The sequence below is a fragment of the Erythrobacter sp. genome, from assembly GCF_030066995.1.
Taxonomy (GTDB): domain Bacteria; phylum Pseudomonadota; class Alphaproteobacteria; order Sphingomonadales; family Sphingomonadaceae; genus Erythrobacter.
Window position 1 is genome coordinate 195320 of record NZ_JASJAP010000001.1, and the last position, 24925, is coordinate 220244.

Consider the following 24925-nt stretch of genomic DNA (forward strand, 5'->3'; position numbering starts at 1 on the left):
GGGCCCGCCTCTCGCAGAGTCGCGCAGCCTGCGATACAATTCCTTACACGAGAGAGATCGTAAGGCGCCTTGCGGACCGATACGGTTCGCCTCTGCGATAGGAGCGTTTCATGCGTGGCTTTAAACCCTCACAGATCAGGCTTTTCTTGATGCTTGTGTGCGTTTTCCCCTTTCTATCGGTCAATTACGTCATCGCACCCAGCGCGGCGCACGCCCAAATGGGGGGAATGCCGCCGGGTGGAGGCCCCCCGGGTGGCGGGCGCATGCGCCGCCCACGCATGCCTAAACCGCCCAAGCCGATTGCGGTGGAAGAGTACAACAAGGTTGTCGCGCGCCAGCACAAAGAGGCGGACACCGATCGCGATGGCTTTCTGACGGTGGCCGAGGTGCGCGATGGCGTTGCAAGGCTGGCGCAGGAAGCGATCCGCACCCGCTTCGAGGGGATCGACACCGACGGCAACGGCACGATCACCTACGCGGAGTTTTCCAGCTGGCAAACGACGCTGGGCTCGCGAGCGCTTTCGGATCGAGCCGCATCGGGCGTGCGCGTTGAAATGATCCCCACTTCCCTTCCATTCGATGTCGGCAGCGGGGACAGCGCGCGTCTGTTTCGCCGTATGATCCAACCGCTCAATCCGGTGATGGTCTCCCAGTCGGACCAGAACTATGACGGCCAGGTTTCCGTCGAGGAGTTGCAGACCTTTCAGCGCAAGCCCTTCAACATGGTGGACGCCAATTCGGATGGGTTTATCGATTTCATGGAGATGCAAAAAGCGGGGCCGGGCATGGGTCAACGCCGCGCTGGAATGCCCGCCGATGGCATGCCGCCTGGAATGATGCCACCCGGGATGATGCCACCGGGTATGCCTCCTTCGCCTGCGCCAACCGCCGAGGCCGATCCGCCCGCCGAGGCGCCGCCGTCAGCCGAACCGGCGGATGACCAATCCGAGACGACGGGCAGATAGCTTCGATAACGGAACGGCGATCCCAACCGCCTTGGTTTGCCGACGACGCACGGCGCGGCGGGCCCAATGGACCAGTGCCTGAGCCTCGCGGTTCAGTGATCCGGGCCGAGATCGGGATCAAGATCGCGGGGGCGCGCGAAGTGCACCAGGGTCGCGCAACGCGCCTTCAGGTCGCTCCAGCGGTCGATCGCGCATTCGAGGACCGCAAAACTCGCGGTCGGAAACTTGATTGCCGCTTCCCGGAAGAGATCGTTTTCGCGCGCCGGATTGACGAGATTGAGTATGGTTTCCTGAAGGCCCGGATTGTGTCCGACGAGCAGAATGGCCTCGGGCTCGTCCGCGCTCCCCTTGGCCCCGATCACATCGACAACCGTCTCGGCGCTGGCCAGGTAGAGCCGCTCGTCAAAGACGGGTGAAAGACCCAGCCGGGCAAATTCCAGCGTCTCGCGAACCCTGGCCGCCGGGCTCGCCAAGGCAAGGCCCCAGCTGATATCCTCAGCCACGACATGTTCCCCCATAAGCGCCGCACCGCGCCGACCACGCGTGTTGAGGCCGCGGTCGAAATCGCGCTTCACCGCATCGTCCCATTCCGACTTTGCGTGGCGCAAGAGCCCCAACCGTTTCATTCCGCGCGTTTTCCCTAAAGCCAAGGCCTTCACTCTAGCCGCCGCCTCCAATCGCACAAGTAATCATGAACGCGGCCAGGCCCTCTGAGCTGCGTTGGCGCGGGGATGCGGCAGCCTCGTGACAGAGGAAAGCAGATCGTTTCGCAACGAGGCCGCCGCCGAGCCACCTTGAGGAGTGGGCGGCCCTGAAAACGCGGGCCTCTTACGCCGCAGCGAGCGCGCCAACGCCCAGCCACAGGCCCGCCGAGGCGCTGGCCGCCAGCAGCGCGCTCAAAAGCACCGCTGCCTGCTCCGCGGGACGCCCTTTGAACGTCCAGCTCTCAGGCCAGCCAAGCGGCTTGGCGTTTTTGCGGAACTCCTGCTTGTAACGCGGGTGCTCGGTGCCCATCCAACGGTCCCACCACGTGAAGTAGAACCCGTAATTGTGGCCCGAGGAATGATGGAGATCGTGGTGCGTGGTGGTGCTGATCCAGTCGAGCCAGGGCGTGTCGACCCAGCCGGCCGGAAAGATCTCATGCCCGGTGTGCGCCATCACGTTGCGGATGATCATATGCCACAGGAAAAGGAACACCGCGAAGGCGGCAATGGCGTAACCGGTCAGGCTGATCGCCAGCAGGAACAGCGGCATGAAAGCCGCCTCGATCACCGCTTCCCAGGTCGAAAAGCTGTAGGCCGTCCACGGTGTAGGGGTGCGCGACTTGTGGTGGTGGAGGTGGGTCGCGCGGAACAGCGTTTTCGAATGCATAGCGCGGTGCGCCCAATAGAAATAGGCATCGTGAACCAGAACGACGATGACGAAGTGGAGCGCGATCGTGATCCAGGATGCGTTGTCCTCCTCAAAGCGGATCACGCCGGTCTCGACGCCGATCAGGGTTGCAAGTGTGGTCACGCCGAAGAAGAACACGGTGCGCAGCGATGACAGAACTTCGCGGGTGCGGCCAGCGCGGCTTGCGCGGCGGGTCTGGATACGACGCGCCTCGGCCCAGCGGCGAAAGACCAGCAGGATCAGGCTCGCTACCCCGGCGGCGATGAGATAGCGCCCGAGGTCGAAATAGAACACATTGGCAAAGTGCTCGGCGATGAGATCGGTGAAGTGGGTGATGGTGGCGTCGGTCATTGCAAAATCCTCCTTCGAGCGATGGAGGATGGGATGCCGCGCTGCGCTGCGCGTTTCCCCTCAGCGATGAAAAACCATGCTCATTTTCGAAAATGAGTCGCTTTTTTCAGTTTTGCGCAGGGGATTGCTTCGAATCCAAGCGTCTGAAATCACTCGGTGTAGTGCCCGTTTCGGCCCGAAACGCCCGGTTGAAGGTGGCTAGCGAGTTGTAACCCAGGTCCATCGCGATCGTCAGGATGGGCACGTCGACGCTCTGCTTGTCGACCAGCTTCTCGCGCGCTTCGGCGATCCGGTGGCGGTTGAGGAAAGCGGAAAAGTTGCGATAGCCCAGCCGTCGGTTGATAAGCGCGCGAAGACGATGCTCGGGCGTGCCCAGTTGATCGGCCAGCGCGGCGATGGTGAGCCCGGTGATGCGATAGGCGCCCTTGTCCATCGCGCCCATCAGCTTCTCGTGCAGGACGGATTCGGACGGCGTGAGTGTGAGCGGCGGCGGCGTCTCAGAGAGCGGTTCATCGTCCGTGCGCTGCCACAAGAGCTCCGGGTCTGTGCGCAGCAGCGCGAGGCCTGCAAACAGGATGAGAACGAGGATGAGCGCCGCGTTTAACAACTGCACCCAAGGGATCGCCATGGCGGTTGCGGTCAGCATTTCGAAGACGAGAATGCCGCCCGCCTGCGCGGCGACCAACAAGGGCAGGACCAGCCGTACCACGCGGCGCTTTTCGACCAGATCGTCCTCACGGTCCATCAACGCGACGCGCACAAGATCGACGATCAACGCCAGTGAAACCAGATGCACTCCGTAAAAGCTCGCCATGGCCACCGGTCCCCCGTACCAGCCCAGGAGCCAGCCTATCAGAAGCCCCGAAACCGCCAACAAAACGACCCGTCGGGGCGGCTCGCGCTCGAACAGCTGGCGCGCGAAGAGCCAGATCCAAAAGGGCGGGGAAAGCGAGACGAGATCAACCCACGGGTCAATCCATCCTGACGAGCCGATCAGCGGGGTGGAGTTGATGAGATAGCCGACCGTGCCAACAACCAGGCCGACGACGCTTAGGCGGACTTCAGAGCGCATCTCGCCTTCAACAAGAAGCGCCAGAAGCATAAGCGAAGCGCCGATGGCAACCAGCCGCACCAGAAGGTCTAGCTCTTCGATCATGCGAAACCATCTGGGATGCTATCACCCAGGGGTCCAGCGATTTGAGCGTCTTGGGGCAAGGAGCCGGGGCCCGTCGTCTCGCCGATCAGCCCGTTTTCGATGCGGTGGAGCGCTTCGTCGAGCGTCACGCGGCGTACCGTTGCGCCCTTGGGAAAGGCGGTAAGCAGGCGGCTGGGGAAGGCTGAGGACAGCGCCACAAAATGCCCCTGGTCCTCGCGCCCGCGGATCAGCCGACCGAACGCCTGCGCCAATCGCGCGCGGATGATGCGGTCATCGTAGGCGCTGCCGCCATTGGCGGCTCGGCGCGCTTTGTGGAGGATATCGGGGCGCGGCCAGGGCACCGCTTCGAGCACCACGCAGCGCAAGGAACGCCCGGGCACATCGACACCGTCGCGCAGCGCGTCGGTGCCCAGCAGGCTGGCGCGCGGATCGTCGCGGAAGATATCGACCAGAGTGCCGGTGTCGATCGGGTCGACATGCTGGGCGTAGAGCGGCAGGCCTTCGCGCGCCAGACGGTCCGCGATCCGTCCGTGCACCGCGCGCAGCCGCCGGATGGCGGTGAAGAGCCCCAGGACCCCGCCCTGGCTCGCCTCGATCAGCCGCGCATAGGCTCCCGCAAGCCCCGGAAGATCGCCGCGCTTGATATCGGTGACGATCAGCACCTCGGCGCGGCTGGCATAGTCAAACGGACTGACAGCGTTGGTCAGCATGGGCGAGCTTTCGACATGCGCCGCGCCTGATCGGGCGATGGCGGCGTCCCAAGCCTTGCCCTCATCCTCGATACGGTCGGTCAGCGTCGCACTGGTCAGCATCACGCCGTGCGATGGCTCCAGAACCGTGCGGGCAAAGGGCTTCATCGGGTCAAGCCAGCGGCGGTGGATGCCGACATCGAATTCGCGCGCGTCCGAGCGGTCGACCGCAAGCCAATCGACGAATTCGGGATCAGCCGGACCGCCGAGCCGCTCCAGCAGCGCTCCCCACGCGCTTAGCAGGTCCACCCGCCAGCTCAGCGAGTGGCGCGCGCCATCGATCCGGGCGCGGCCCTGGCCATCGAGCCAGTCGGGTGGATCGGCCATGATCGCTTCCAGCCGCCCACCCAGTTGAATGAGCGGCGTGCGGATCGCTGCGAGCGCGGCGGCGGCGGCGCCAGCGGCTTCGATGATTTCGCCTGGCAGCCCGCTCGCTTCGGTCTCGATGCCGTATCCGGCCTCCGCGCCGCCGCTTTCGTCGCGCGCGTAGACGGTCTGGCGCGCGTGGGCGAGCAGCGTTTCGAGTGGCCCGCACGGGTCTCCTTCGGCAAGCCGCCCCAGCCAGCCTTCGCTGGGTAAGGCCTTTCCCGCCTCGCAGGCTGTCTCGATCGCTTCACCGCCCTGCTCGTCATAGCTTGCGACATCGGCCAGGCGCGCGGACAGGCCCCGGCGGCGGCCGCGATTCTTGCGTTCCGGACCCATGATCCAGCGCCGCAGCTCGATCGCTTCCTGTCCGGAAAGCGTCGCGGCAAAGGTGCTGTCGGCAGCTTCGAAGACGTGATGGCCCTCGTCAAAGACCAGGCGCGTCGGGCGTTGCGCATGGTCGCGTCCTCTTGCCGCGTTGACCATCACGAGAGCGTGATTGGCTATGACCAGATCGGCCTGCGCGCTGTCGCGCCCGGCGCGCTCGATGAAGCATTTGCGGTAGTGCGGGCAGCCCGCGTAAATGCACTCGCCGCGCTGATCGGTGAGGGCGGCGATCCCGCGCTTGCGAAACAGCGTGCCAAGCCAGCCGGGCAAATCGCCGCCAATCATGTCGCCATCGCGTGTGAACGCTGCCCAGCGCGCGACCAGTTGCGCAAGGATCGCCGGCCGGCCCTGAAACCCGCCTTGCAGCGCGTCTTCGAGGTTGAGGAGGCAAAGATAATTCTCGCGCCCCTTGCGCACCACGACCGGCGGCGTGCCGTCGGGACGTTTGAGCGGCCAGGCGCGGCGGCTTTCCGCGCGCAGCTGGCGCTGCAGGTTCTTGGTGAAGGTCGACACCCACACCGTTCCGCCAGAGCCCGCCGCCCACAGCGAGGCCGGGGCCAGATAGCCGAGCGTCTTGCCGATCCCCGTCCCCGCCTGGGCGAGCGCGATATGCGGCGCCTCGGCCTTTGAGCGCGGCGCAAAAATACGCGCGGCGTCCCTTGCGTAGTCGCGCTGTCCCTCGCGTTTTTCCGAGCCTTCGCCTGTCAGGTGATCGAGCTGCGCGAGCACGTCGGCGGGCGGCAGCTCCACCTGCCGGGGCGGGGCGCGTTCGCCCGCTTCCTCCCATTCCGGAAGAGCGGAAAAGAGCCACTTTTCCGCCTTTTCGGGCCGCGCGACATGGGGTTTGAGCGCCTGCGCCCAGGGCCAGCGCAACCGTTCGAGCGTTTGCAGCGCGGACCACGCGCCGGCGCGCTCGAACCACTCGGGATCCTCCACCGCGGCAATCAGAGCGCCGGCCGCGTTCTGAAGAAATTCCGGGACGGCCTCGTCGCCGTCGGGCTCTTTCATATCCAGCGCCTGCGCAAGGCCGCGCGGGGTCGGCACGCAAAAGTGCGCGGGGTGCACAAAGGCGAACAGCTCCAACAGGTCGAGACCCGAAAGATCGGGATAGCCCAGCCGGTTGGCAACGAGCGGCGCGTTCAAAAGCAGAACGGGCGTATCCGCAGCCGCCATGATCGCTTCGCCCTTGGACACGGCACCGGTTTCGGAGTTGGCCTGGCGCAGCCAATTGCCGCCATGGCTGGCGTGCAGCGCGGGGAGGGGCAAGGGGCGTGACGGGAGCGGATCGGGAGACGAGGACACGGCGAGCGCGAAAATGGGCAAGGTCATACGATAAGTAAACGATTTGCGTTCACTCTCGCCCGGATCGTCCACTGTGGAGGGGTGTTGTTCATGCGTAATTATGCCGGAAGACTGCGTCGGGCCCGTCTTGGGTTGGCCTTTTTCGCCGTGTGCCTTGCGCACCCCTCGCTGTCCGCGCAGCCCGCGCCTGAAGCACAGGACACTCCAGACGCAGAGGCCGCACCGTCGCCCGATCCCGCATCGAACGCCGAGGCCGAGCCTGCGGTCTTCCAGAAACCCGAAGTTCAAGCGGCGGCCAAGGTTATTCAGGGCTCGCTCGATGCCTGGCGCGCCGGGAATTTCGAGGGATGGATCAAGAGCTTCTCGCCCGATGTCCTGGTGGTGTCGGACCAGATGCGCATTGTCGGTCGCAAGGAATTGCGGGCGATCTACCGGTTCCTGTTCGATTCCGGAGTGCCCGAGCCGCAGATACTGGAAAGCGGCTGGACGGGTCAGCGCGTTTACGTTCGCCAGCAGGAGTTCATCGCCAAGGGGACGCCCTCGGCGATCACCTACGCCGAGTATGAGGTCAAGGACGGCCTGATCACGGCGGTCTACGCGCAAATGGATTAGCGGCAAGGCCGCCCGCGCAGGAGTGTTCAGGACGGCGCTCTGAAGGGCGCAAGGAAAGGAGATCGCTTTCCTACTTCTGGTCGCGGTTCTAGCCTTGCCCCATGGTTTTCCCGCGCGCTTCTCTGCCTATTTGTGATTGTGACCAGCGTGCTCGCGGCCGGTTTTTCTGGCCCAGGACAGTGTTCCATGTGTTCCAAGCGTTCTCCACGTGCGATGAACCGAGCAAGACCGAAGAAATAGGCCGCCTGGGAACCTATGGCGCTTTTGGCGCTTGCAACCGCGTATCCGCGCAATAAAGACGCCCCACGATGACAGACACCGCCCTCCTCGAAGCCGCACGCACCGCCAAGGCCTGGCCCTTTCAGGAAGCGCAGCGCCTCGCCAAGCGCTTGAAGGATGGCAAACCGGGCGGCGAGCCTGTGCTTTTCGAGACCGGCTATGGCCCCTCCGGCCTACCGCATATCGGTACGTTTCAGGAGGTTCTTCGCACCTCGCTCGTGCGCCGGGCCTATGAGGCTTTGACCGGTCAGCCCACGCGGCTGGTCGCCTTCAGCGACGATATGGACGGCCTGCGCAAGGTCCCCGACAACGTGCCCAACAAGGAGCTGCTTGAAGCCAATCTCTACAAGCCGCTCTCGCGCATTCCCAACCCCTTCGACACCGAACATGAGAGCTTTGCAGCGCACAACAACGCCAAACTGCGCGACTTCCTCGATCGGTTCGGCTTCGATTACGAGTTCGTGAGCTCGTCCGATCGCTACAATTCGGGCGCGTTTGACGACGCGCTGCGCGGCGTCCTCTCCAACTTCGACGCGATCATGGACATCATGCTTCCAACCTTGGGAGAGGAGCGTCGCCAGACCTACTCTCCGGTCATGCCGGTGAGCCCCTCCACGGGCGCTGTCCTGCAAGTGCCGATCGAGGTTGTCGACGCCGCCGAGGGGATCGTGCGCTTCACCGATGAAGACGGCCGTGTCGTGGAACAGTCGGCGCTTGGCGGTATGGCCAAGTGCCAATGGAAGGTCGATTGGGCCATGCGCTGGGTCGCGCTGGGCGTGGATTACGAGATGTACGGCAAGGACTTGACCGATAGCGGTGTGCAATCGGGCAAGATCGCGCGTGTGCTCGGCGGCAAGAAGCCCGAGGGCCTGATCTATGAGATGTTCCTGGACGCGAACGGGGAGAAGATCTCCAAGTCCAAGGGCAATGGCCTGTCGATCGAGGAATGGCTGACATACGGTTCGCAAGAGAGCCTGGGCTTCTACATCTTCGCCAATCCGAAGAGCGCGAAGCAGCTCCACGCGGGCGTCATCCCCAAGGCGATCGACGATTACTGGCAGTTTCGCGAGCGCCTGGCCGATCAACCGCTCGACAAGCAGTTGGGCAACGCGGTGTGGCACCTGCTGCGCGCGAACGAGCACCATGACGGACCGGAGGCACCGGGGGCAGGCGACACGCTGAGCGTGCCGTATTCGCTGCTTCTCAACCTCGTCAGCGTTCTGGGGCTTGAAGCGACGCCCGAGAACCTCGCCGAATACGTCGCGAGCTACACGGGCCAAGCTGTGACCGATCCCAAGTTGATGAAGCTGATCGAAGGAGCGGTGAACTACAACCGTGATTTCGTCGCTCCAACGCTGGCCAAGCGCGCGCCAGCGGGCGGCGAAATCGAGGCTTTGAAAGACCTTGATGCAAGGCTCGCCGAAGCGGCGCCGGACGCGAGCGCGGAAGACTTGCAGACCATGGTCTATGAGATTGGCAAGGTCGAAGCCTACGGTTTCGAGACCCTTCGCGACTGGTTCCGCGCGCTCTACGAAACCCTGCTCGGAAGCGAGCAGGGGCCGCGCATGGGCAGCTTTATCAAGCTTTACGGAGTGGAGCCGACAAGAGAGCTGATCGCACAGGCGCTTTCTCGTTAGGCTCGCTTCGCGCGGGTGGCTACGGCCTCACAACAAGGATCGCTTTCCTACAGGGGTCAGACGGGCTTACTTCCACTTGCGCGTGCGATACCACTTTGTAATCACGTATTTGCTTCCCCTGATGACAGGGGTGCCTGCGTGCATCGTGTCCTCGTTGGGCGAGCCGTCTTCCAGCGCGTTGTTCCAGATCATCAGGACGCCGGGCTTGGGCGTGATCTTGATGCCGACCTTGGTGAAGTGCGTTTCGCCGCCTTCTTCGACTGCGTTGAGAAAGGCCATCGTTGTCCATGACCTCTGACCGCCGCGCTTGCGCTCGTGCTCCCAGTACTTTTCGGTGGTGTAGAACCAGTCGTTATGCGGCTTGAACTGCTGGCCGGGAAGGTAACGCTGGGCTTGAATGGCTTCCCCGATGATCGGGTTCACGCCCAGCAGATCGTCAATCCGGCGCGAAACGCCTTTGACGAAGCTGTCATGCGGGTCGAGATCGCCAGAATAGGAGGTGCGAAAGCCGCTGTCATAGCCGATTTCGTGCAAGGACGAGGGGCGCGCGATCATGTCGGTCATCAGGCACAATCTCTCGCATTCCTCCTTCGAGAGGAAGTCGCCCACCGCAAAGATTTCGGCCTTATCGGTATCGATCCTGTAAACGCCCGGATCCGCTGCGAGCCGCTCTCGGACCGACTTGCCGATCCGCTTGAGCGCGGCCGCATCGGGGAAGTTCTTGGTAGCCATGCGCGCTGCCTAGCAAGAGGCAACGCCTACCAAAAGCCCCCGCCGACCGGAGTCGGGCGGGAGCTTGCAGGGGGTTCGTCGAGCGGCGTTGCTGACCTACCAGAAGAAGTTCTCGATCACATCGACTACCTCGCCCGTATAGACGTCGACCAGCAGCACGTCATCGTAGTAGCGGACCCAGCGATAGGGCCCATAGACCGGCGGCAGGCGGAACGCCCAAGGGTCGTTTATGAAGAACCGGGGCTGGAAAAACACGCTGTCCAGGAAGAAACCGATGCCAATCGGGCGATAGAAGTGCCCGCGGAACGGCGCGTGATAGCGACCAAGCCTGAAGAGGCCCCGATTGGCGCGGCGGAAATTGCGCCATCCAAAGCGTCGATCGGCCCGCCAGGCGCGGCGGTCCCAACGGCGGAAATTGCCGTTGGCAAAGCCGCGTGCAAAGCCTCTGCGCTGACCGGCGCGAAACGCGTTGCGGCGAATGCGGCGGTCATCGAAGCGGTCGCGGCGGCGCTCGTTGCGGACGCCCGCGCGAAAGCCCCGGCGTTCGGCGTTGCGCCGGATTCGGCGATTCTCAGCCCGGTTGCCGCGCCGCTCCGCGCGAACGCCGTCACGAAAGCCCCGGCGACCGGCCCTATCGACCCGGCGATCGGCCCGGCGGTCGGCTCTGCGCCCTTCGCGGCGGTCGAAGCGGCGGTCAGCGCGGCGATCAAAACGCCGGTTGTCCCGACGCTCCGCTCGCGCCCGGTTGCCGCGCACTTCGCTGCCGAACACCCTGCGGTTCTCACGGAAATCGCCACCTCGGCGGGCTCGGTTCGCGCGGTTGTTCGCTCGCCGATCAAGGCGACCGGCGCGGTTCTCGCCGCGTCTTTCTATGCGATTGGCGCGATTGCTGCTGCGGCGATCCACGCGGTTTGCCGCCCGGTTGTTGCCGCGGCGCTCGAGCCGACCTGCGCGATTGTCTCCGCGCCGCTCGACGCGGTTTGCCCGGTTGCCGCTGCGCCGCTGCGCGCGGTCAGCGCGGTTGGAGGCGCGTTCGCCAGACCGTGCGCCGCGATTGCCGCGCCGCGCTTCGCGACGGTTGCCGCGATTGTCGGACCGTGCGCGCTGGCGGTTGCCGCGATTGTTGGCGCGGTTGCGCTGTCGGTTGGCGCGTTCGCGTGGTTGCGCTTCCGCTGAGCCGGCGCGGGCCTCGCTTGCCGCGCCGAGGGCGCTCGCCGCTTTTGCGGACGTGGGGGAAATCGCAAGAGCAAGCGCGGTGGCGATGGCCGAAAGCGCGCTGCCCCTGAGCAACAGGGTCAGGTCCATAAATGCCTCCAGTGTTGCCGTTCCACCACCCACGGCTTCGTTGGTACAATGTGTTACAAAGCGCTGTCTGACGGTTTCCTTAACCGATCTTTCAGGCTCGCGTTCATGATTAGAGGTCTTTGTCTGAACGAAATCTGAAGCGGCGAAAGGCTTGAAACCTTGCTCTTTGTCGTGGCTCCGCCCACATCGCGCCGCATGTTTGACCAACTCGACGATGTCCATGTGGACCTTACAAATCGCCTGATCCGCGCCGCGCGCGACCGCAGGAGCCCGATGCACACTCCAGCGGTCGTCACCAGCGATGTCGACGCGCGCACGATGGTGCTGCGAGAGTTCGATAGCCAGGCCTGGACCCTGCGCTTTCACACGGATACGCGCGCACCCAAGGTTGCTCCGATCGAGGCGGACCCGCGCGTCGCGGTGCTGTTCTATGACAAGGGCGCCAAGATCCAGATCCGCGCGCGCGGCACGGCGGCGATCCTGCGCGATGCCGAGGTTACGCGTAGCGCGTGGGAGAACGGTTCCAACTTCGCGCGGCGCTGTTATATGGGCGATGGCCCGGGAGTGGCCGCCGACACGCCGACCTCGGGCCTTCCGGAAGAGCTTGAGGGCACAGAGCCCACCGACGAACAGCTTCAGCCCGCATGGGAGAATTTCGCGGTCCTGCTTGTGACCTTGCGCGAGCTTGACTGGCTCTACCTCGCCCATACCGGCCATGTGCGAGCGCAGTTTGCACAGGGCGACAGCGGGGCCTGGGAAGGGCGCTGGGTTAGCCCTTGAGTCTCCTGCACGACCAGTCCCGCGTTTACAGGCACTTAGCCGAGAAATGGACCGCATGTTACACCGTCGTGGGGAAAAAGATCTGGCCTCGACCGACGGCGCAGAGTGAGGCAGGAAACCGAGATACTGGGCGGGATGTGGGGCGGTTTTCCACTCATCGCGCTCAAGTATCCGAGTGCAATTCCTCCATGAGGTAACACAGACAATCCTGGCGGATAACGCGCTCTTGCGTCGTCAACATGGCTGGTACGACCGATCTTGAAAGGGTTAAGCGTCCATCATCGCTCTGAAAGAAAGCGCCGGCAACATCGTCGCCGTTTTCATCGATAACCTCGAACGGCATGGGGTCGTTGGTCAACCCAAAGTTGAAATCCCTGTGCAGCCGCTCGAAATTGTGCAGGTCGAGATCGTCATTGAGGGCAAGCCAGGGCCTGTTGGAAGCGCGTTTGAGGGCTACGTCGCTGCGCACCCGCACCTGAGCCAGCGTGTGGAAGAGCGTGATGGGTTCGGCGTCCCGGCGGGCTTCCAGATTTTGGAGTGAAAGAACGGTCTGAACCAAGCGCGCGGCTGCTTCAGCGTTGGCCTCAACGCCGGATTGACCACATTCGACAGTGAGCGCCGGGATCAGATCGCGAAATGAAGCTGTCTGGGTACCCGGCAGTCCGCGAAAGAGCACTGCGCGCGACGCGAAGAGCGAGGCCAGCGTCATGACCCGTTCGTCCTCAACGCAGATCACGCCATAATGGGGATTGCGCCCGGTGTTGTTGTGGATGTCGATAGCGGCAAAGGCGTTTCGTTCGATGACGCGGCTGTGAACCTGAGCCATCACGCGCGCCTCAGCGGAGCTCTTGTGGTCAACACATCCCGGCCAGACGCGATTGTAGTCGGGTTGCCCTTCGAGTCGTCGAACGCCATCTCTTGCCGCGCTCACATTGCCAATCAGGATCATGAGCGGCCTTGGAAGCGCACGCGATGCAGCGGCCCGCAGAACCTTCTGGATGGCGACAAGCCCCGAATCCTCGTTCCCATGCATAAGGGCAGAGACGAACAGCGGTGCACCCGGTTTCCCTTCGAGTTCGATCAGCGTCGGGCCATCCAGAATCTGATGCAGGTCCCGAGCGCTTGCTTCGAGCAGCCCGTCGGGTATCGAGGATGTAACGCGAAGTGAGGTCATCCGCAGCGCGCCGCCTAATCGGGCCACTCATGAACCGGCAGGCCGGATTTCTGGTTCGCCAGGTAGTCCGCCGTCAAGCGGTGGAAGTCGCCGTGGCGATCGAATTGCGCCAGTTGCCAGTTCGCACCGTTCTTTCGTGTCTCCAACCGCATCGACACAGTTGAGATATACTTGTCGATCAGGTGTTCAGCCATACCCAGCTTGCGAAGACCGCGCTCGGCAAGTGCGATCACGTCTTCGAGCACGCTCGCCACCGGGCGGCGAGCCTTCTTGCCGAACCACTCGATTTCAGCGCCGAGGCCATCGCGTGCAGCCGCGTAGAAGTTCGACCGAGCCTTTTCGAAAGGCAGCTCGGCGACCGCCGCGTCAATATACCCGCTGATTTCCTCGACGGCTCCGAAATACAGCGCTGCGTTGGCCATCATGTCCAGAACGCTCGGCCCTGCCGGCATGACGCGCTGCTCTATCCGAATATGCGGCTTTCCATCAGAGCTGCGCCCGACCAGCGGCCTCACCCAGCGCCACAAGGTTCCGTTGTGTAGCTTCAGGCATGCGAAATCAGCGTCGGTCTTCGCGGCGTCGCACATTGGCAGCAGCACCGGGTATGCAGAGAGATTCTCTTCGAACAATTCGATCAGGTGCTCGTTTGCGTAACCGGAACCAAAGGTGACGCGCTGAAGCTTTGTCGGCTGAGCTAAGGCCTGTTCGAAAATCGGTATGCGCGTCTCGTGCCACAGTGGTTTGCCAAAGAGAAAAGGCGCGTTCGCCGCGATGGCGACCAGCGGCGCGCTGAGCGACAAGGAAGCGTTGTAGGCGGACACCATCTTCCGATCGTCCAGTTGGAGGTGGAGCTGCAACGAAGTTGTCGCAGCCTCGGCCATCACATCCTCGTAAGCGGCGTTAAAGCCCGCGCCGCCCTTGCTACTGTCAATGTCGAAGGAGATCGGCGCACCGCCCCGACCGCGCATCGCTTCTCGATTTAACGCGGCATAGCGATTGGAAGGGGTCATCATCTCTAGCGAGAGGTCTTCTTCGCGCAGAGTTGGCAATGTGCCAATCGCGATAATCGTATCGACATCTTCGTGCGCATTGGTTGCGCAATGACGCATCGTCTTGCTCAGGTGCGCGTGCATGCGCGACAGCCCTTCGCCCGCAATCTCCTCCACCGGCGTGTTGATCTCGATGTTGAAGCGAGACAACTCCGCCACGACGGTGTCGTGGTCCAACCTTTGAAGAAAGCTCTGATTATGCGGCGCTGGAAAAAAGTTGTGGTCAATCAACCAGACTTCCAGCTCAAGCCCGATGAGCGGGCCCTTGTCGGAAAGACCACCCTCAGCCTGTATCCGGCGAAGCAAAGCCGTCTCGCGCGCGAGACGCTCCCGAAAGGCTTTGAAATCGTCTTCTCCGAAGTGATCCTTGGCAATCTCTTCGCCCATGGCCGCCCCATCAAGACCTCAAGTGTCGCCTCAGCGCGTCAGCTTCTTATAAGCCAACCGGGTAGGCCTGTCCGCTGCGTCACCCAGACGACGCCGCTTGTCTTCCTCATACGCTTCGAAGTTGCCCTCGAACCACTCGACGTGGCTGTTACCCTCGAACGCGAGGATGTGCGTTGCGAGGCGGTCGAGGAAGAAGCGGTCGTGCGAGATCACCACAGCACAGCCGGCGAAGTTCTCGATCGCGTCTTCGAGTGCAGCGAGGGTTTCGACGTCGAGGTCATTGGTCGGCTCGTCCAGCAGCAGGACGTTGCCGCCTTCCTTGAGCATCTTGGCCATGTGGACGCGGTTGCGTTCACCGCCCGAAAGCTTGCCGACATTCTTCTGCTGGTCGGGGCCCTTGAAGTTGAACGCGCCGACATAGGCGCGGGTCGACATGTCATGGCCGTTGACCTGCATGTAATCGAGCCCGTCGGAGATTTCCTCCCAGACATTGTTGGTGGGCGTCAGGTCGTCGCGCGACTGGTCGACATAGCCGAGGCGCACGGTATCGCCGATCTCGATCGTGCCTGAGTCGGGCGTCTCCTGCCCGGTGATGATCTTGAACAGCGTGGACTTGCCCGCGCCGTTGGGGCCGATCACGCCGACAATGCCACCGGGAGGCAGCTTGAAGGAGAGGTCTTCAAACAACAGCTTGTCGCCATAAGCCTTGGTGATGTTCTTGGCTTCGATCACCTTGCCCCCCAGGCGCTCGGGCACCTGAATGACGATCTGGGCTTTGCCCGGCTTGCGGTCGGCCTGCGCGTCCTGAAGCTGTTCGAACTTGCGGATACGGGCCTTCGACTTTGTCTGGCGCGCGGACGGGGTCTGCCGGATCCATTCGAGTTCGCGGGAGAGCGCCTTTTGGCGACCTGACTCTTCGCGCGCTTCCTGTTCGAGACGTTTCGCCTTCTTCTCCAGATAGGTCGAATAATTGCCTTCATAGGGGTAGTAAGAGCCGCGATCGAGCTCGAGGATCCATTCCACGACGTTATCGAGGAAGTAGCGATCGTGGGTGATCATCAGCACCGCGCCAGCGTATTCCTTGAGGTGGTTTTCCAGCCATTCGACGCTTTCGGCATCCAAGTGGTTGGTCGGCTCGTCGAGCAGCAGGATCGAAGGCTTCTGGATCAAGAGGCGGGTGAGCGCGACGCGGCGCTTTTCTCCGCCTGACAGGTTCTCAACCGAAGCGTCGGAAGGCGGGCAGCGCAGGGCTTCCATCGCGATTTCGAGCTGGTTATCGAGCGTCCATCCATCGACCGCATCGATCTTCGCCTGAAGCTCAGCCATCTTCTCGCCCAGCGCATCAAAATCCGCATCGGGTTCAGCCATCTGCGCCGAGACCGCGTTGAATTCCTCAACAAGATCAGCGGTTTCGCGCGCGCCGTCCTTGACGTTCTCGAGCACGGTCTTGGTTGGGTCAAGCTCGGGCTCCTGCGGCAGATAACCCACGGTGATGTTCTCACCGGCCCACGCTTCACCAGAAATATCGGTGTCGATACCGGCCATGATCTTCATCAGCGTGGATTTGCCCGCGCCGTTGGGGCCAACAATGCCGATCTTCGCGCCTTGGTAGAATTGCAGGTTGATGTTGGAGAGCACGGGCTTTTGGGCGCCGGGAAAACTCTTGGTCATGCCCTTCATCACATAGGCGTATTGCGCGGCCATTGGCTTATTCGTCCTTGATCGAGATAGGAAATCTATCGCCTCGGCTAGCGGGGCGTCTTGGGGGCTCAGATAGGCGTCCGGGGTGAAGGGGGCAAGGCGGGTTCGAAGCCAACGGCTATTCGGCCATCGGAGCGCGCTCATCTTGCCGTCTGCGCTGCCGGTAAAGCGGCTCTTAACCTTCTCGGCGTAGTTCTGTCTAAAGGGAACAGGACGGGTCGATGCAAACTCAGATACTTGGGCTTTTGACCCCGCTTATGGCGCTGTTCTTTGCCGCAACTTTTGCGGTGATGTGGCGGGTGGGGCGATTGAAGCGATTTGTCCTTCTGTTCGCGCTTGCCCACGTCCTTGGCGCTACAGGATTTCTCCTCACCCACGCCTTGCCTTCGGACGCCTTCTATGTGTTTCACCTGACGCAGGCGTTCTACTTTCTTGGTTCCGCCGTCATTCTCTTCGCGGTGTGCGAGCGCGCTGGACAGCGGCTGCACCTGGGCAGCGTTGCGGTCATCTATGTCATCAGCGCGAGCGTCCTGGCGATAGCTGTTTCCCTTACAAACGACGTCGCGCCTCGGCTGATTATCGTGAACACGGGTTACGGCGTGCTGTTCGCGATGGGTGTAACCACGCTTCTTGCCGCGCCCCATCGCGGTGTGATCGACAAGGCGATCATCGCAGTGATCGCGTTTCAGGCGGCTGACTTTCTGGTCAGGCCCAACCTCACCCTCCTTTTCGAAAGCTCCATCCCTGCGCACGCGTACCGGGAATCGGTGTACTATTCGCTGATCGGCCTTGTCCTGGGGATCAAGAACGTGATGCTGGCGATGGTCCTGATCGGCGCGTCCATCTATGACTGGGTGACAGCGATCCGCGAGAGCGGCGCGCGCGACCCGTTGACCGGGCTCCACAATCGGGCGTCTTTCGAGCAAACCATGCGCGCTCTGATTCCGCGCGCCGAGGCCGAAGGAACCCCTCTCAGCCTGGTGATCGCGGACATCGACAACTTCAAACAGGTCAACGATATCTGGGGACATCAGGCTGGCGACGGCGCGCTTTCGGGCTTCGGCAACCTCGTCGAAGAGATGGTTCGTGGTTGCGACACCGCGGCGCGCGTCGGCGGAGAGGAGTTCTGCATCGCGGTCTGGAACTGCGACAACGACGCGGCCGGGCGATTGGCCAATCGTATCCGGCAGGCATTCGGGCGGCTCGAACAGCCTTGCCTGGGCGATCATATGCGTCTGACCGCCAGTTTCGGCGTGGCCACGGCCCGAAAGGGGGAAACCTATGGGCGCCTGTTCGAGCGCGCGGATGCGGCGCTTTACGAGGCAAAGCGCGCGGGCCGCGATCGCGTCGTGTGTTCTCTCGTAGAAGCCCCTGCCGCGCCACAAGAGAAAAGCCAGATGGTCGAGCGTGCGGAGGATAACCTCGATGAAGTGCAAACGCAGGCGGGCCTGGTGGTCAACGGCACTGCCGCTCGCGTCTAGGTAATCTCAAGTAAAGAGCCTTTACGATCGTATAATCTGCTCTTTGCAGACGATTAACCTGCCTGTGCGATTAAGAACACGGCACTTTCCATGGGTTCTTAATGCAAGCGTTGGTCCTCACCTTTATAATTCCGGCGACCGCTTTGATTTTTGCGGCCGTCTTTGTGGGCCTGTGGTGGCAGGACCGCTCGCGCGTGCACGTCGCCGCCTACGCTTATTGCTACGCGGCGCTTGGCGCGGGCGTCATGATCAATATCTTTATCCTTCAGGCGGTAACGCCCTTCGGGATCGTCGCCTATCACCTGCTTTCCATGTCCGGTCTGATCGCGCTCTTGTGGGGCACGGCGCACCGGGTGGGCCTGAAGACACCGATCCGCGCGTACACGGCGAGCGTGGTGTTCACCGCTGGCATCCTATGGGCTGCGATATCGGCGGGAGAGCGCGACGCGATGATGATGGCGCAGAATATTAACTCGAGTCTGCTCATGGCTCTTGCGGCGCAGAATCTCTGGCATGCGGGCTCACGGCGCCTTGGCGACCGCGCGGTCGTCTGGACACTCGCGCTGTTCTCGACTTTTGGCTTTATCCGGCCCCTGCTGACGGTGTTCTCGGATACACTGTTCGGACCGGGAGAAGAGGGCGCGGCCTTGCTGCTGGCCGTCCATGTCCTTGTGCTGGCTGTCTTCCTGACCCTCCAGGCCCTGGCCCTGATCGCAACGGTTGTGTCCGACAGCAGCGCGTCCGAGCGCGAGGTGGCGGCTATCGACCCGCTGTCGGGGTTGCCCATGCGCGCCATGTTCGAGCGCGAAGCGCTTGCCTTGAAAGAACGCGCCCGCGAACGCGGCGTCGCGGTCAGCGTGGTGATCGCAGATCTCGATCATTTCAAGCGAATCAACGACACTCACGGCCACGCTGCCGGCGATCGGGTCATCTCCACTTTCGGCAGCTTGCTGGCTGGTGAAATTCGTCCGCATGACATCTGCGGGCGTATAGGCGGCGAGGAGTTCTGTATCATCGCCTACAAATGCGAGGGCGACCAGGCGCAGTCCCTGGCAAACCGCTTGCGCGCGGCAACCAACCGGATGATGGTGCCCTGGAACACGCAGGAGCTTGGCGTAACGGCCAGCTTTGGTGTCGCCCAGTGGGATGCGCATGAATCGTATTCGGACGTCTTCAAGCGCGCGGACGCGGCGCTTTACTCGGCCAAGCGCGCCGGTCGCGATTGTGTGATCCGCTCTGGGGAAGACTCCTTGCCGGAAGCGCAAGGCGAGATCGAAGCGGTCGAGACAACCAAGCCGGGACAAAAGCCCGACGCGGCTGCGGCCTGAGGCCCACAGCCAATCCCGGCGCTTCGTTGAAAGAAGCGCGACGCAGGCTCAGGTTCGGATAAAGCCACCGGGCGCCGGGCGGACCGGCCTTGGAAGAGGCTTACCAACGCGCGGGTTTGGATCGAGCCCAAACTGTTCGACCGCGGCGTTCATCGGCCTCCATCGCCATCGCGGATGGTGGCGCCTCCTTCGCGGCGCAGGAATATGCCTGCCCCCGGTTGCGGCGAACAATCTGAAGCAGTTCCCCGTCCCATCGCCGCTCGTATCCACCCTGGATGCAAGCGGACCCGGGCGCGCGTCATACTCCGCCCATCGTCGCAGCAAGTCAGCTTTCGGGTTCTCCGGTGTCCTTTGGCCAACCCGCAGTCCGTACCCCAACCGGTTCGGCGCAACGCTCGCTTTGCTCCTGTCGACATGCTCACAATGATCGCCGGAGCCGTGGGTGGGTTCGCCAAGGGATTAGGCACACAGCGATTGAGCCGGGATGCGCCTTTTGCGAGCGGTGGAACCGTCAGCCGAAGCAGCGTCGGCAGCGGTTATCGCGCCCATGACGCGGCCCCGGCGTCCTCGATTGTGAAGCGCCTCGCGCCGCACCCGCCGGTCAAGCCGCTATGCTCGGGGCGAGAAGCTGATGCGCGTCGTATTGGTCATGCGAAGCGAGAGAGAAGTGTCCGACCGATTCGCCCAATCGCTCGGCTTCGCTGGCTAGCGAGGCCGCGGCTGCCGTGCATTGCTCTGCCATCGCCGCATTTTGCTGGGTAGAATTGTCGAGATCGCGCACCGTAGTTGTAATCTGCGAGATGCTGGTCGCTTGAATCTCGGTGCTTTCGGCTATCGCGCGGATCGAGGTCTGAAGCTCCGTCACGCCCTTGGTGATCGCGTCGAAGGATTCGCCCGAGCGCTTGACCAGGTCGACGCCGGAACTGACATGCTCGCTGCTGGCGCTGATCAGCCCTTTCACATCGTCCGCCGCTTCGGCGCAACGTTGTGCAAGCGCGCGCACTTCGCTGGCGACCACCGCAAAGCCTTTGCCCGTCTCACCGGCTCTTGCGGCCTCAACGCCAGCGTTGAGGGCCAGAAGGTTAGTCTGGAACGCGATCGAATCGATCACGGAGATGATGTTATTGATTTCCTCGGAGGACTTCTCGATCTGGTCCATGGCGCTGACCGCTTGCGCGACGATGGACGATCCATCGTCTGCTATCTGGGTCGCAGCGGCAATGGTCCCGCTTGCAGAATTGGTTGTGGCTGCGGTGTCCTGAATGCGCTGATTGGTCTCGGCAATGGCCGCCGCTGTCTCTTCCAGATTTGCAGCCTGTTCTTCAGTCCGCCGGGCCAAATCATCCGATGCGCTGCGGATTTCGGCAGAGCCGGTTCGGATAGTCCGGACATTCTGGACGACAGCGCCGATCGTCTCTTGCAGGGTTTCGATGGTGGTGTTGAAATCCTTTTCGACCTGCTCGTATTCGTTCGGCAGCTTGACCGGCTCGATAGCCAATTCGCCCGAAGCGAGGCTCGAAAGCGCGCTCCCGAGACCTTCGTTCACGGACGAGACTTTGCCCTTGAGGTCAAAGAAGTAAGAGGAAAGCGCCACTTCGATGTCCAGCAAGGAGACTTTGATGAGCGCCACGACGCGCCGAGCTTCCGCTCGCTTCCAAGGGAGAAAACGTTTCCACCCCGGCGCAACGATTTCTTCGATCAGATGCTCAAGCAGACGCGCGTAACTTCCGACATACCACTTTGGCTCAAGCCCGATGCGCGCATGGACCGCGCCGATATGGGCCGCTCTGTCGCGGAATCGGTCGTCAACGCCTTGCTCGAAAACGGAAATCCAGTGATTGGACTGAGCGTTTCTTGCCCGCCTCATCATCTCGGGGTTCTCGAACTTTGCCGCGAGATTCTCGCGAGAGGCAAGCTCGGCGTAGAAAACATCGAGCGCGGTATCGATTCGCTTGCGTACCGCTCGGCTTACGCCCTTGTACGCTGGGTCGCGAGCTTTGATGCCGTAATACTCAAGCCGTTCGCTCAGAGGGCGGTGAGCCATAAATCAGTCCTTCGCTTGCTATTCGTTCAGTTGCTGCCGCGCGTGTCAGGCGGCCTTTGCGGTGTGTTGATAGGCAGAAAGGCCAAATTCGTTCTTTGATTCGCTGGTGCGGAAACCACTTATTGAGCGGGCAAGGCTCTCCGCTTCGCCCGCGAGCGATACCGCGGTCGCCGTGCATTCTTCGGCCATCGCCGAGTTTTGTTGTGTTGAGTGGTCGAGAGAGCGCACCGCGTCGCTGATTTGCGTGAGCGTTTCGGCTTGCGCTTCGCTGCCCGCTGCAATCGCATCGAGAGACTGCGCCAACTCGCTGATGCCCTTTGTGATCGTCGCGAACGATTTGCCGGACCGTTTCACGAGGTCCGCTCCCGACAGGACGTGTTGGTTGCTTGCGTTTACCAGCGTCTTCACTTCTTCTGCCGCTTCGGCGCAGCGTTGGGCCAGGGCGCGCACTTCGCTCGCTACTACCGCGAAGCCCTTGCCCGTCTCACCGGCCCTCGCAGCCTCAACGCCAGCGTTCAGCGCCAGAAGATTGGTCTGGAAAGCGATCGAATCGATCACCGAAATGATGTTGGTGATTTCCTCGGAAGACTTCTCGATCCTTTCCATGGCCAAAACAGCCTCGCCGACGATTTGTCCGCCATCCTGAGCCTCGCCATTGGTCGACGCGACCGTGGCGCGAGCCGCCTGAGCGGCTCGGGCTGTCTCGCCCACGCCCTGGGTTGTCTGCCCGATGGCGGCGGCGGTTTCTTCTAGATTTCCGGCCTGCTCCTGGGTGCGACGCGAAGGATCGTTCGACGCGCTGCTGATCTCGGCGGTGCCCGAGCTCATTGCTCGTACGCCCTCCACGACCTCGCCAATAGCTTTGTCGAGCGAACGGACGCTGATGTTGAAGTTCGTCTCGAATTCGCGATACGCTTCCGGCAGATTCTGGACTGCGACCGTCAAGTCGCCGCGGCTGAGATGTTCAAGATTCTCCTTAAGCTTCTCAAGAGCCGTTCGCTGTTCGACGCCTGCGGCCTCCCGCTCGGCGGCGACTTTCGCTTCCTGATCTGCCCGCTGGGCACGCGCCTCGCTGAGCCCGGCGACAAAATCTTCGATCCGCAGACACAGGATGATCAGCACACCCGTTTCCATCAGCACGATCGCGGCGTGCAGCGCGACGCGCGCAAGGCTCGCGCCGTCGGGAAACACATAGGCGGGCGCTGCGAAATTCAGGACGAGGTGATGCAAAGCCGTCACCGCAGTTGCGGCCAGAATTGGGCGCCAATCGGCCATAATGGCAGTCACGGCTAGGAAAGCGAAGAAGATCATGTGCATATCGAGCGACCAGGACGTCTCGCGCACGGTCGCAAGGATCAGCGCTGCGTAAATCGGAAGGGTTCCCGCCACGATTGTTCGCGCCGCCGTATCGTGCCTGCCGGACAGCGCAAACAGGCCGGGCAACACCGCGAGGACGAGGCCTACGAACCCAAACACAACTCGTCCCTGCCACAGGCTGACCGCGAGCAGGATCAGAGCGCTCGCAACACAAACGCCGGCGGTCGCCTGGACACCTTTGCGACGCAGATCTTCAATCTGAGTCATCTTCAGGTCGCCCTTGGTCGCCGTGTGACCTCGCTCTTTGAGCAGCCGGGAACATCCGAAGCGATCGGAACGAAGCCATAGGAGAGCGACCGCGCGAGGCTAAGCGCACGGGGGGCAATCACAATGGCTGACGCGCTCTTAGGGTCGAAAGCGAGAATCTGCGCATCTTCTTGGCTGGCCCAGACCGCTGCGTTTGCCGAGGCCTTTTCTGGAGGCAGCAGTGCAATTTGCACCAGACGCGTCGCCGACCCCGGTGCCGGGCAAAAGACTGCGATCAGCAAGGCGGTAAGGGACGCCAGACCGTGCGCAAAAATGGGCAGGGCGCTAGTCATCGCGACACCCTCTCAGCTGATCCCGAAGGCCCTCGATGGAGACGGCTTCGATTGCATCACCGGGGGAGGGCGCGCCGACCACATCGGCGAGCTGTCCAAGCGTTTGAGCGATGCGGTCCACGCCCTGAAGCTCGTCAAGGTGGCGCGTCGCGATATCCGTATCAGCGCAAAGCGTCGCTCCCAAGGCTTCGATCTCTACAGAAAGAGAGGTGAGAGTGTCCGCGATGCTGAGCGCTAGGTCGTGCGGCAGCGTCGCAGGCATCGAGGCTATCCTCTGGATCACGCGGCGAGCTCCAGCTCATCGTCTCGCATCAGTTTTGCAAGATCGAGCACCATGACCATCTCCTCGCCGAGCGGCGCAACACCGGTCAAAAAGTTCGTGATGGTGTCTTCGCGCCCCGTCTCGGGCTGCTGCAGGTCCTCAGCGGAGATCGAGACAATGTCGTTGACGTCGTGGACAATCAGGCCGCGCGACTGATCGTCCAGTTCCGTAACAATGATGGGATTGCGCGGGGTGGCGTCGGTCGGCGGCCAACCGAGCCGAACAGCAAGGTCGACCACAGGCAGCACCGCGCCTCGCAGATTGACGACGCCAGCCACATATTCGGGCACGCGCGGAAGGCGCGTCACTGGAGACCAGGCCCGGATTTCGCGGATTGTCATGATGTCGAGCCCGAACAGCTGGCCAGACACCCCAAAAGTGATGAGTTCATGTCGCATCAGCGTGTCGCTTCCTTCTTGTCTTGTGCAATCCAATCAATGGGTCACGCGTCGCAGAGCCGTTGTGAGCTTTTCCGCGTCGAAGGGTTTGACGATCCAGCCCGTCGCCCCAGCGTTGCGCGCACGCCGCTTTTTCTCATCCGAACTTTCGGTGGTGAGCACTAGGATCGGGCGATCAGCGTGCAGCGTGGACCCGCGCAATTTTTCGATCAGGCCAAAGCCGTCGAGGCGCGGCATATTGATGTCGGTGATGATGACATCGACCTCGTTCTCGGCCAGCCATTCCAGCGCTTCCTGTCCATCCTCGCACTGCTCAACCTGAAACCCACGGGACGCCAGGGCGCTGCGCAGCAACGCGCGCATTGAGGCGCTGTCGTCTACGGTGAGCACGCGAACCGCAGCGGGCGCTGCCGCAGAGCTTGGGGCGTCGGATGGCGATGTATTGGCCTGATGCATTGGGGGCTCCAGCGTTTCGTGACTTGGCGTCATGGAGAGTGTCTTTGGACAAAAAGGACCGCTGAGTGTCTGTGCGGGCTAGAATAGCTCGACATTGCCAAGAGCGGATTGTGGTCGGACCAGTGGTTTGTCCTTAGGCGCGGCGACCGGAGCGACCTCCCGGCATCGCACAAGGCCTGATGCAGGCCGAAACTGGATACGCCGCGCTCTGGTCCCTTCGAGATCCTCAAAGACCGTCTGGATTCCCTCGCGCGCCATGAAATGCCGGGCAAAGGACGCGTTGGCGGTGCCAATCGGACCAAGCTCAGGATTAATACTTGCCCCCCCATAAAGACGGCCCTTGAGACGCGACTTGTTCGCGCCGAGTTTCAGCATCTCATTGATCAACAGCTCCATCAGATAGAGGCCGTAATTGCTGTCGAACGTCTCGTTACGGGCTGATTTGGGAGGTTCAGCAAGAAGAAAGTGGTTCATGCCGCCGACGCGCGCGACAGGGTCGAACAGACAGGTCGCAACGCAGCTTCCGAGGATGGTGTTGAGCTCATGCGCAGGATCGCTGCTCGCGAACGCTTCCCCCTGAACGACCGTTCTCTTCTTCAACGTCGCGTCTAGGGGCGTGGGATTGTCAGCTGTTTGGGGTCTGGTCGCGGACATTTGCC

General features: G+C 62.4%; 23 protein-coding genes. 7 read left to right on the forward strand and 16 right to left on the reverse strand.

Translation table 11 applies throughout. The features are described from left to right. The first annotated feature begins 278 nt into the window (after positions 1-278). Positions 279-965: an EF-hand domain-containing protein gene (locus QNI87_RS01000; RefSeq protein ID WP_300592743.1), complete on the forward strand. Its 687-nt coding sequence runs from the start codon at positions 279-281 to the stop codon at positions 963-965. Between the two features lie 92 nt (positions 966-1057). Here the strand turns inward: QNI87_RS01000 and QNI87_RS01005 are convergent, their stop codons facing one another. The 4 genes from QNI87_RS01005 to QNI87_RS01020 form a co-directional block, all read right to left on the reverse strand. Continuing rightward, positions 1058-1591, reverse strand: a complete 534-nt coding sequence (locus QNI87_RS01005) for a histidine phosphatase family protein (RefSeq protein WP_300592746.1) — start codon at positions 1589-1591, stop codon at positions 1058-1060. A gap of 202 nt (positions 1592-1793) precedes the next feature. Continuing rightward, positions 1794-2708: a sterol desaturase family protein gene (locus QNI87_RS01010; RefSeq protein WP_300592749.1), complete on the reverse strand. Its 915-nt coding sequence runs from the start codon at positions 2706-2708 to the stop codon at positions 1794-1796. Positions 2709-2814: 106 nt separating this feature from the next. Then, entirely contained in the window at positions 2815-3864 is a 1050-nt protein-coding gene (locus tag QNI87_RS01015; protein WP_300592751.1) for a helix-turn-helix domain-containing protein, read from the reverse strand. After that, entirely contained in the window at positions 3861-6692 is a 2832-nt protein-coding gene (locus QNI87_RS01020) for an ATP-dependent DNA helicase (RefSeq protein ID WP_300592754.1), read from the reverse strand. Before QNI87_RS01020 ends, QNI87_RS01015 begins: the two co-directional genes overlap by 4 nt. A 63-nt stretch (positions 6693-6755) precedes the next feature. On the opposite strand from QNI87_RS01020, the gene QNI87_RS01025 reads away from it, so the two are divergent. Further along, positions 6756-7277, forward strand: coding sequence for a nuclear transport factor 2 family protein (locus QNI87_RS01025; protein WP_300592756.1), 522 nt, complete (start codon positions 6756-6758; stop codon positions 7275-7277). A 308-nt stretch (positions 7278-7585) separates the two neighbouring features. Beyond that, on the forward strand, positions 7586-9193 hold the full coding sequence (locus tag QNI87_RS01030; protein WP_300592759.1) for a lysine--tRNA ligase: 1608 nt from the start codon (positions 7586-7588) through the stop codon (positions 9191-9193). Positions 9194-9259: 66 nt separating this feature from the next. Here QNI87_RS01030 and QNI87_RS01035 read toward each other — a convergent pair whose 3' ends face one another. Then, entirely contained in the window at positions 9260-9925 is a 666-nt protein-coding gene (locus tag QNI87_RS01035; protein WP_300592762.1) for a 2OG-Fe(II) oxygenase, read from the reverse strand. 96 nt (positions 9926-10021) lie between these two features. Next, entirely contained in the window at positions 10022-10180 is a 159-nt protein-coding gene (locus QNI87_RS01040) for an RcnB family protein (protein WP_300592765.1), read from the reverse strand. Positions 10181-10237: 57 nt separating this feature from the next. Between QNI87_RS01040 and QNI87_RS01045 the strand changes: the two genes are divergently transcribed. Next, positions 10238-11101 carry a hypothetical protein gene (locus tag QNI87_RS01045; protein WP_300592768.1) on the forward strand — a complete coding sequence of 288 codons (864 nt, stop codon included), beginning with the start codon at positions 10238-10240 and terminating at the stop codon, positions 11099-11101. A gap of 324 nt (positions 11102-11425) precedes the next feature. After that, positions 11426-12010 (forward strand): pyridoxamine 5'-phosphate oxidase family protein, encoded by a 585-nt coding sequence (locus tag QNI87_RS01050; protein WP_300592771.1) that lies wholly within the window; start codon positions 11426-11428, stop codon positions 12008-12010. A gap of 163 nt (positions 12011-12173) precedes the next feature. On the opposite strand, the gene QNI87_RS01055 is transcribed toward QNI87_RS01050, so the two are convergent. Genes QNI87_RS01055 through ettA form a run of 3 tightly spaced genes read right to left on the reverse strand, consistent with a single transcriptional unit; the run spans position 12174 to position 16324 of the window. Further along, positions 12174-13184, reverse strand: coding sequence for a M14 family metallopeptidase (locus QNI87_RS01055; protein WP_300592774.1), 1011 nt, complete (start codon positions 13182-13184; stop codon positions 12174-12176). A 14-nt stretch (positions 13185-13198) separates the two neighbouring features. Then, entirely contained in the window at positions 13199-14620 is a 1422-nt protein-coding gene (locus QNI87_RS01060; protein ID WP_300592777.1) for a hypothetical protein, read from the reverse strand. A gap of 30 nt (positions 14621-14650) precedes the next feature. Next, positions 14651-16324 (reverse strand): energy-dependent translational throttle protein EttA, encoded by a 1674-nt coding sequence (ettA, locus tag QNI87_RS01065; protein WP_300592780.1) that lies wholly within the window; start codon positions 16322-16324, stop codon positions 14651-14653. Positions 16325-16542: 218 nt separating this feature from the next. On the opposite strand from ettA, the gene QNI87_RS01070 reads away from it, so the two are divergent. Together QNI87_RS01070 and QNI87_RS01075 are read left to right on the forward strand one after the other, a co-directional pair. Then, entirely contained in the window at positions 16543-17802 is a 1260-nt protein-coding gene (locus tag QNI87_RS01070; protein WP_300592782.1) for a GGDEF domain-containing protein, read from the forward strand. A 101-nt stretch (positions 17803-17903) separates the two neighbouring features. Next, positions 17904-19130 carry a GGDEF domain-containing protein gene (locus QNI87_RS01075; protein ID WP_300592784.1) on the forward strand — a complete coding sequence of 409 codons (1227 nt, stop codon included), beginning with the start codon at positions 17904-17906 and terminating at the stop codon, positions 19128-19130. A 601-nt stretch (positions 19131-19731) separates the two neighbouring features. Here QNI87_RS01075 and QNI87_RS01080 read toward each other — a convergent pair. From QNI87_RS01080 to QNI87_RS01110, 7 genes are all read right to left on the reverse strand, one after another. Then, positions 19732-21174, reverse strand: coding sequence for a globin-coupled sensor protein (locus QNI87_RS01080; protein WP_300592787.1), 1443 nt, complete (start codon positions 21172-21174; stop codon positions 19732-19734). 45 nt (positions 21175-21219) lie between these two features. Then, positions 21220-22758 carry a methyl-accepting chemotaxis protein gene (locus QNI87_RS01085; protein WP_300592790.1) on the reverse strand — a complete coding sequence of 513 codons (1539 nt, stop codon included), beginning with the start codon at positions 22756-22758 and terminating at the stop codon, positions 21220-21222. A gap of 2 nt (positions 22759-22760) precedes the next feature. Next, the gene (locus tag QNI87_RS01090; RefSeq protein WP_300592793.1) at positions 22761-23090 is read right to left on the reverse strand and encodes a hypothetical protein; all 330 of its coding nucleotides are present in this window, start codon (positions 23088-23090) and stop codon (positions 22761-22763) included. Continuing rightward, positions 23083-23352 (reverse strand): hypothetical protein, encoded by a 270-nt coding sequence (locus tag QNI87_RS01095; RefSeq protein ID WP_300592795.1) that lies wholly within the window; start codon positions 23350-23352, stop codon positions 23083-23085. The genes QNI87_RS01090 and QNI87_RS01095 overlap by 8 nt, the downstream gene beginning before the upstream one ends. A gap of 17 nt (positions 23353-23369) precedes the next feature. Then, positions 23370-23810, reverse strand: a complete 441-nt coding sequence (locus tag QNI87_RS01100) for a chemotaxis protein CheW (protein ID WP_300592798.1) — start codon at positions 23808-23810, stop codon at positions 23370-23372. 36 nt (positions 23811-23846) lie between these two features. Beyond that, positions 23847-24200: a response regulator gene (locus tag QNI87_RS01105; RefSeq protein ID WP_300595273.1), complete on the reverse strand. Its 354-nt coding sequence runs from the start codon at positions 24198-24200 to the stop codon at positions 23847-23849. Between the two features lie 144 nt (positions 24201-24344). Beyond that, entirely contained in the window at positions 24345-24920 is a 576-nt protein-coding gene (locus QNI87_RS01110; RefSeq protein WP_300592801.1) for a chemotaxis protein CheD, read from the reverse strand. Positions 24921-24925: the final 5 nt, after the last annotated feature.

What these genes read in the sequence shown, in the direction of transcription:
- QNI87_RS01080 (WP_300592787.1), bottom strand. Translation starts at nt 21,174, where the DNA reads ATGGCTCACCGCCCTCTGAGCGAACGGCTTGAGTATTACGGCATCAAA.
- QNI87_RS01000 (WP_300592743.1), top strand. Translation starts at nt 279, where the DNA reads ATGCCTAAACCGCCCAAGCCGATTGCGGTGGAAGAGTACAACAAGGTT.
- QNI87_RS01005 (WP_300592746.1), bottom strand. Translation starts at nt 1,591, where the DNA reads ATGAAACGGTTGGGGCTCTTGCGCCACGCAAAGTCGGAATGGGACGAT.
- ettA (WP_300592780.1), bottom strand. Translation starts at nt 16,324, where the DNA reads ATGGCCGCGCAATACGCCTATGTGATGAAGGGCATGACCAAGAGTTTT.
- QNI87_RS01050 (WP_300592771.1), top strand. Translation starts at nt 11,426, where the DNA reads ATGTTTGACCAACTCGACGATGTCCATGTGGACCTTACAAATCGCCTG.
- QNI87_RS01020 (WP_300592754.1), bottom strand. Translation starts at nt 6,692, where the DNA reads ATGACCTTGCCCATTTTCGCGCTCGCCGTGTCCTCGTCTCCCGATCCG.
- QNI87_RS01090 (WP_300592793.1), bottom strand. Translation starts at nt 23,090, where the DNA reads ATGACTAGCGCCCTGCCCATTTTTGCGCACGGTCTGGCGTCCCTTACC.
- QNI87_RS01060 (WP_300592777.1), bottom strand. Translation starts at nt 14,620, where the DNA reads ATGGGCGAAGAGATTGCCAAGGATCACTTCGGAGAAGACGATTTCAAA.
- QNI87_RS01010 (WP_300592749.1), bottom strand. Translation starts at nt 2,708, where the DNA reads ATGACCGACGCCACCATCACCCACTTCACCGATCTCATCGCCGAGCAC.
- QNI87_RS01110 (WP_300592801.1), bottom strand. Translation starts at nt 24,920, where the DNA reads ATGTCCGCGACCAGACCCCAAACAGCTGACAATCCCACGCCCCTAGAC.
- QNI87_RS01100 (WP_300592798.1), bottom strand. Translation starts at nt 23,810, where the DNA reads ATGCGACATGAACTCATCACTTTTGGGGTGTCTGGCCAGCTGTTCGGG.
- QNI87_RS01025 (WP_300592756.1), top strand. Translation starts at nt 6,756, where the DNA reads ATGCGTAATTATGCCGGAAGACTGCGTCGGGCCCGTCTTGGGTTGGCC.
- QNI87_RS01085 (WP_300592790.1), bottom strand. Translation starts at nt 22,758, where the DNA reads ATGACTCAGATTGAAGATCTGCGTCGCAAAGGTGTCCAGGCGACCGCC.
- QNI87_RS01035 (WP_300592762.1), bottom strand. Translation starts at nt 9,925, where the DNA reads ATGGCTACCAAGAACTTCCCCGATGCGGCCGCGCTCAAGCGGATCGGC.
- QNI87_RS01070 (WP_300592782.1), top strand. Translation starts at nt 16,543, where the DNA reads ATGCAAACTCAGATACTTGGGCTTTTGACCCCGCTTATGGCGCTGTTC.
- QNI87_RS01030 (WP_300592759.1), top strand. Translation starts at nt 7,586, where the DNA reads ATGACAGACACCGCCCTCCTCGAAGCCGCACGCACCGCCAAGGCCTGG.
- QNI87_RS01095 (WP_300592795.1), bottom strand. Translation starts at nt 23,352, where the DNA reads ATGCCTGCGACGCTGCCGCACGACCTAGCGCTCAGCATCGCGGACACT.
- QNI87_RS01015 (WP_300592751.1), bottom strand. Translation starts at nt 3,864, where the DNA reads ATGATCGAAGAGCTAGACCTTCTGGTGCGGCTGGTTGCCATCGGCGCT.
- QNI87_RS01055 (WP_300592774.1), bottom strand. Translation starts at nt 13,184, where the DNA reads ATGACCTCACTTCGCGTTACATCCTCGATACCCGACGGGCTGCTCGAA.
- QNI87_RS01075 (WP_300592784.1), top strand. Translation starts at nt 17,904, where the DNA reads ATGCAAGCGTTGGTCCTCACCTTTATAATTCCGGCGACCGCTTTGATT.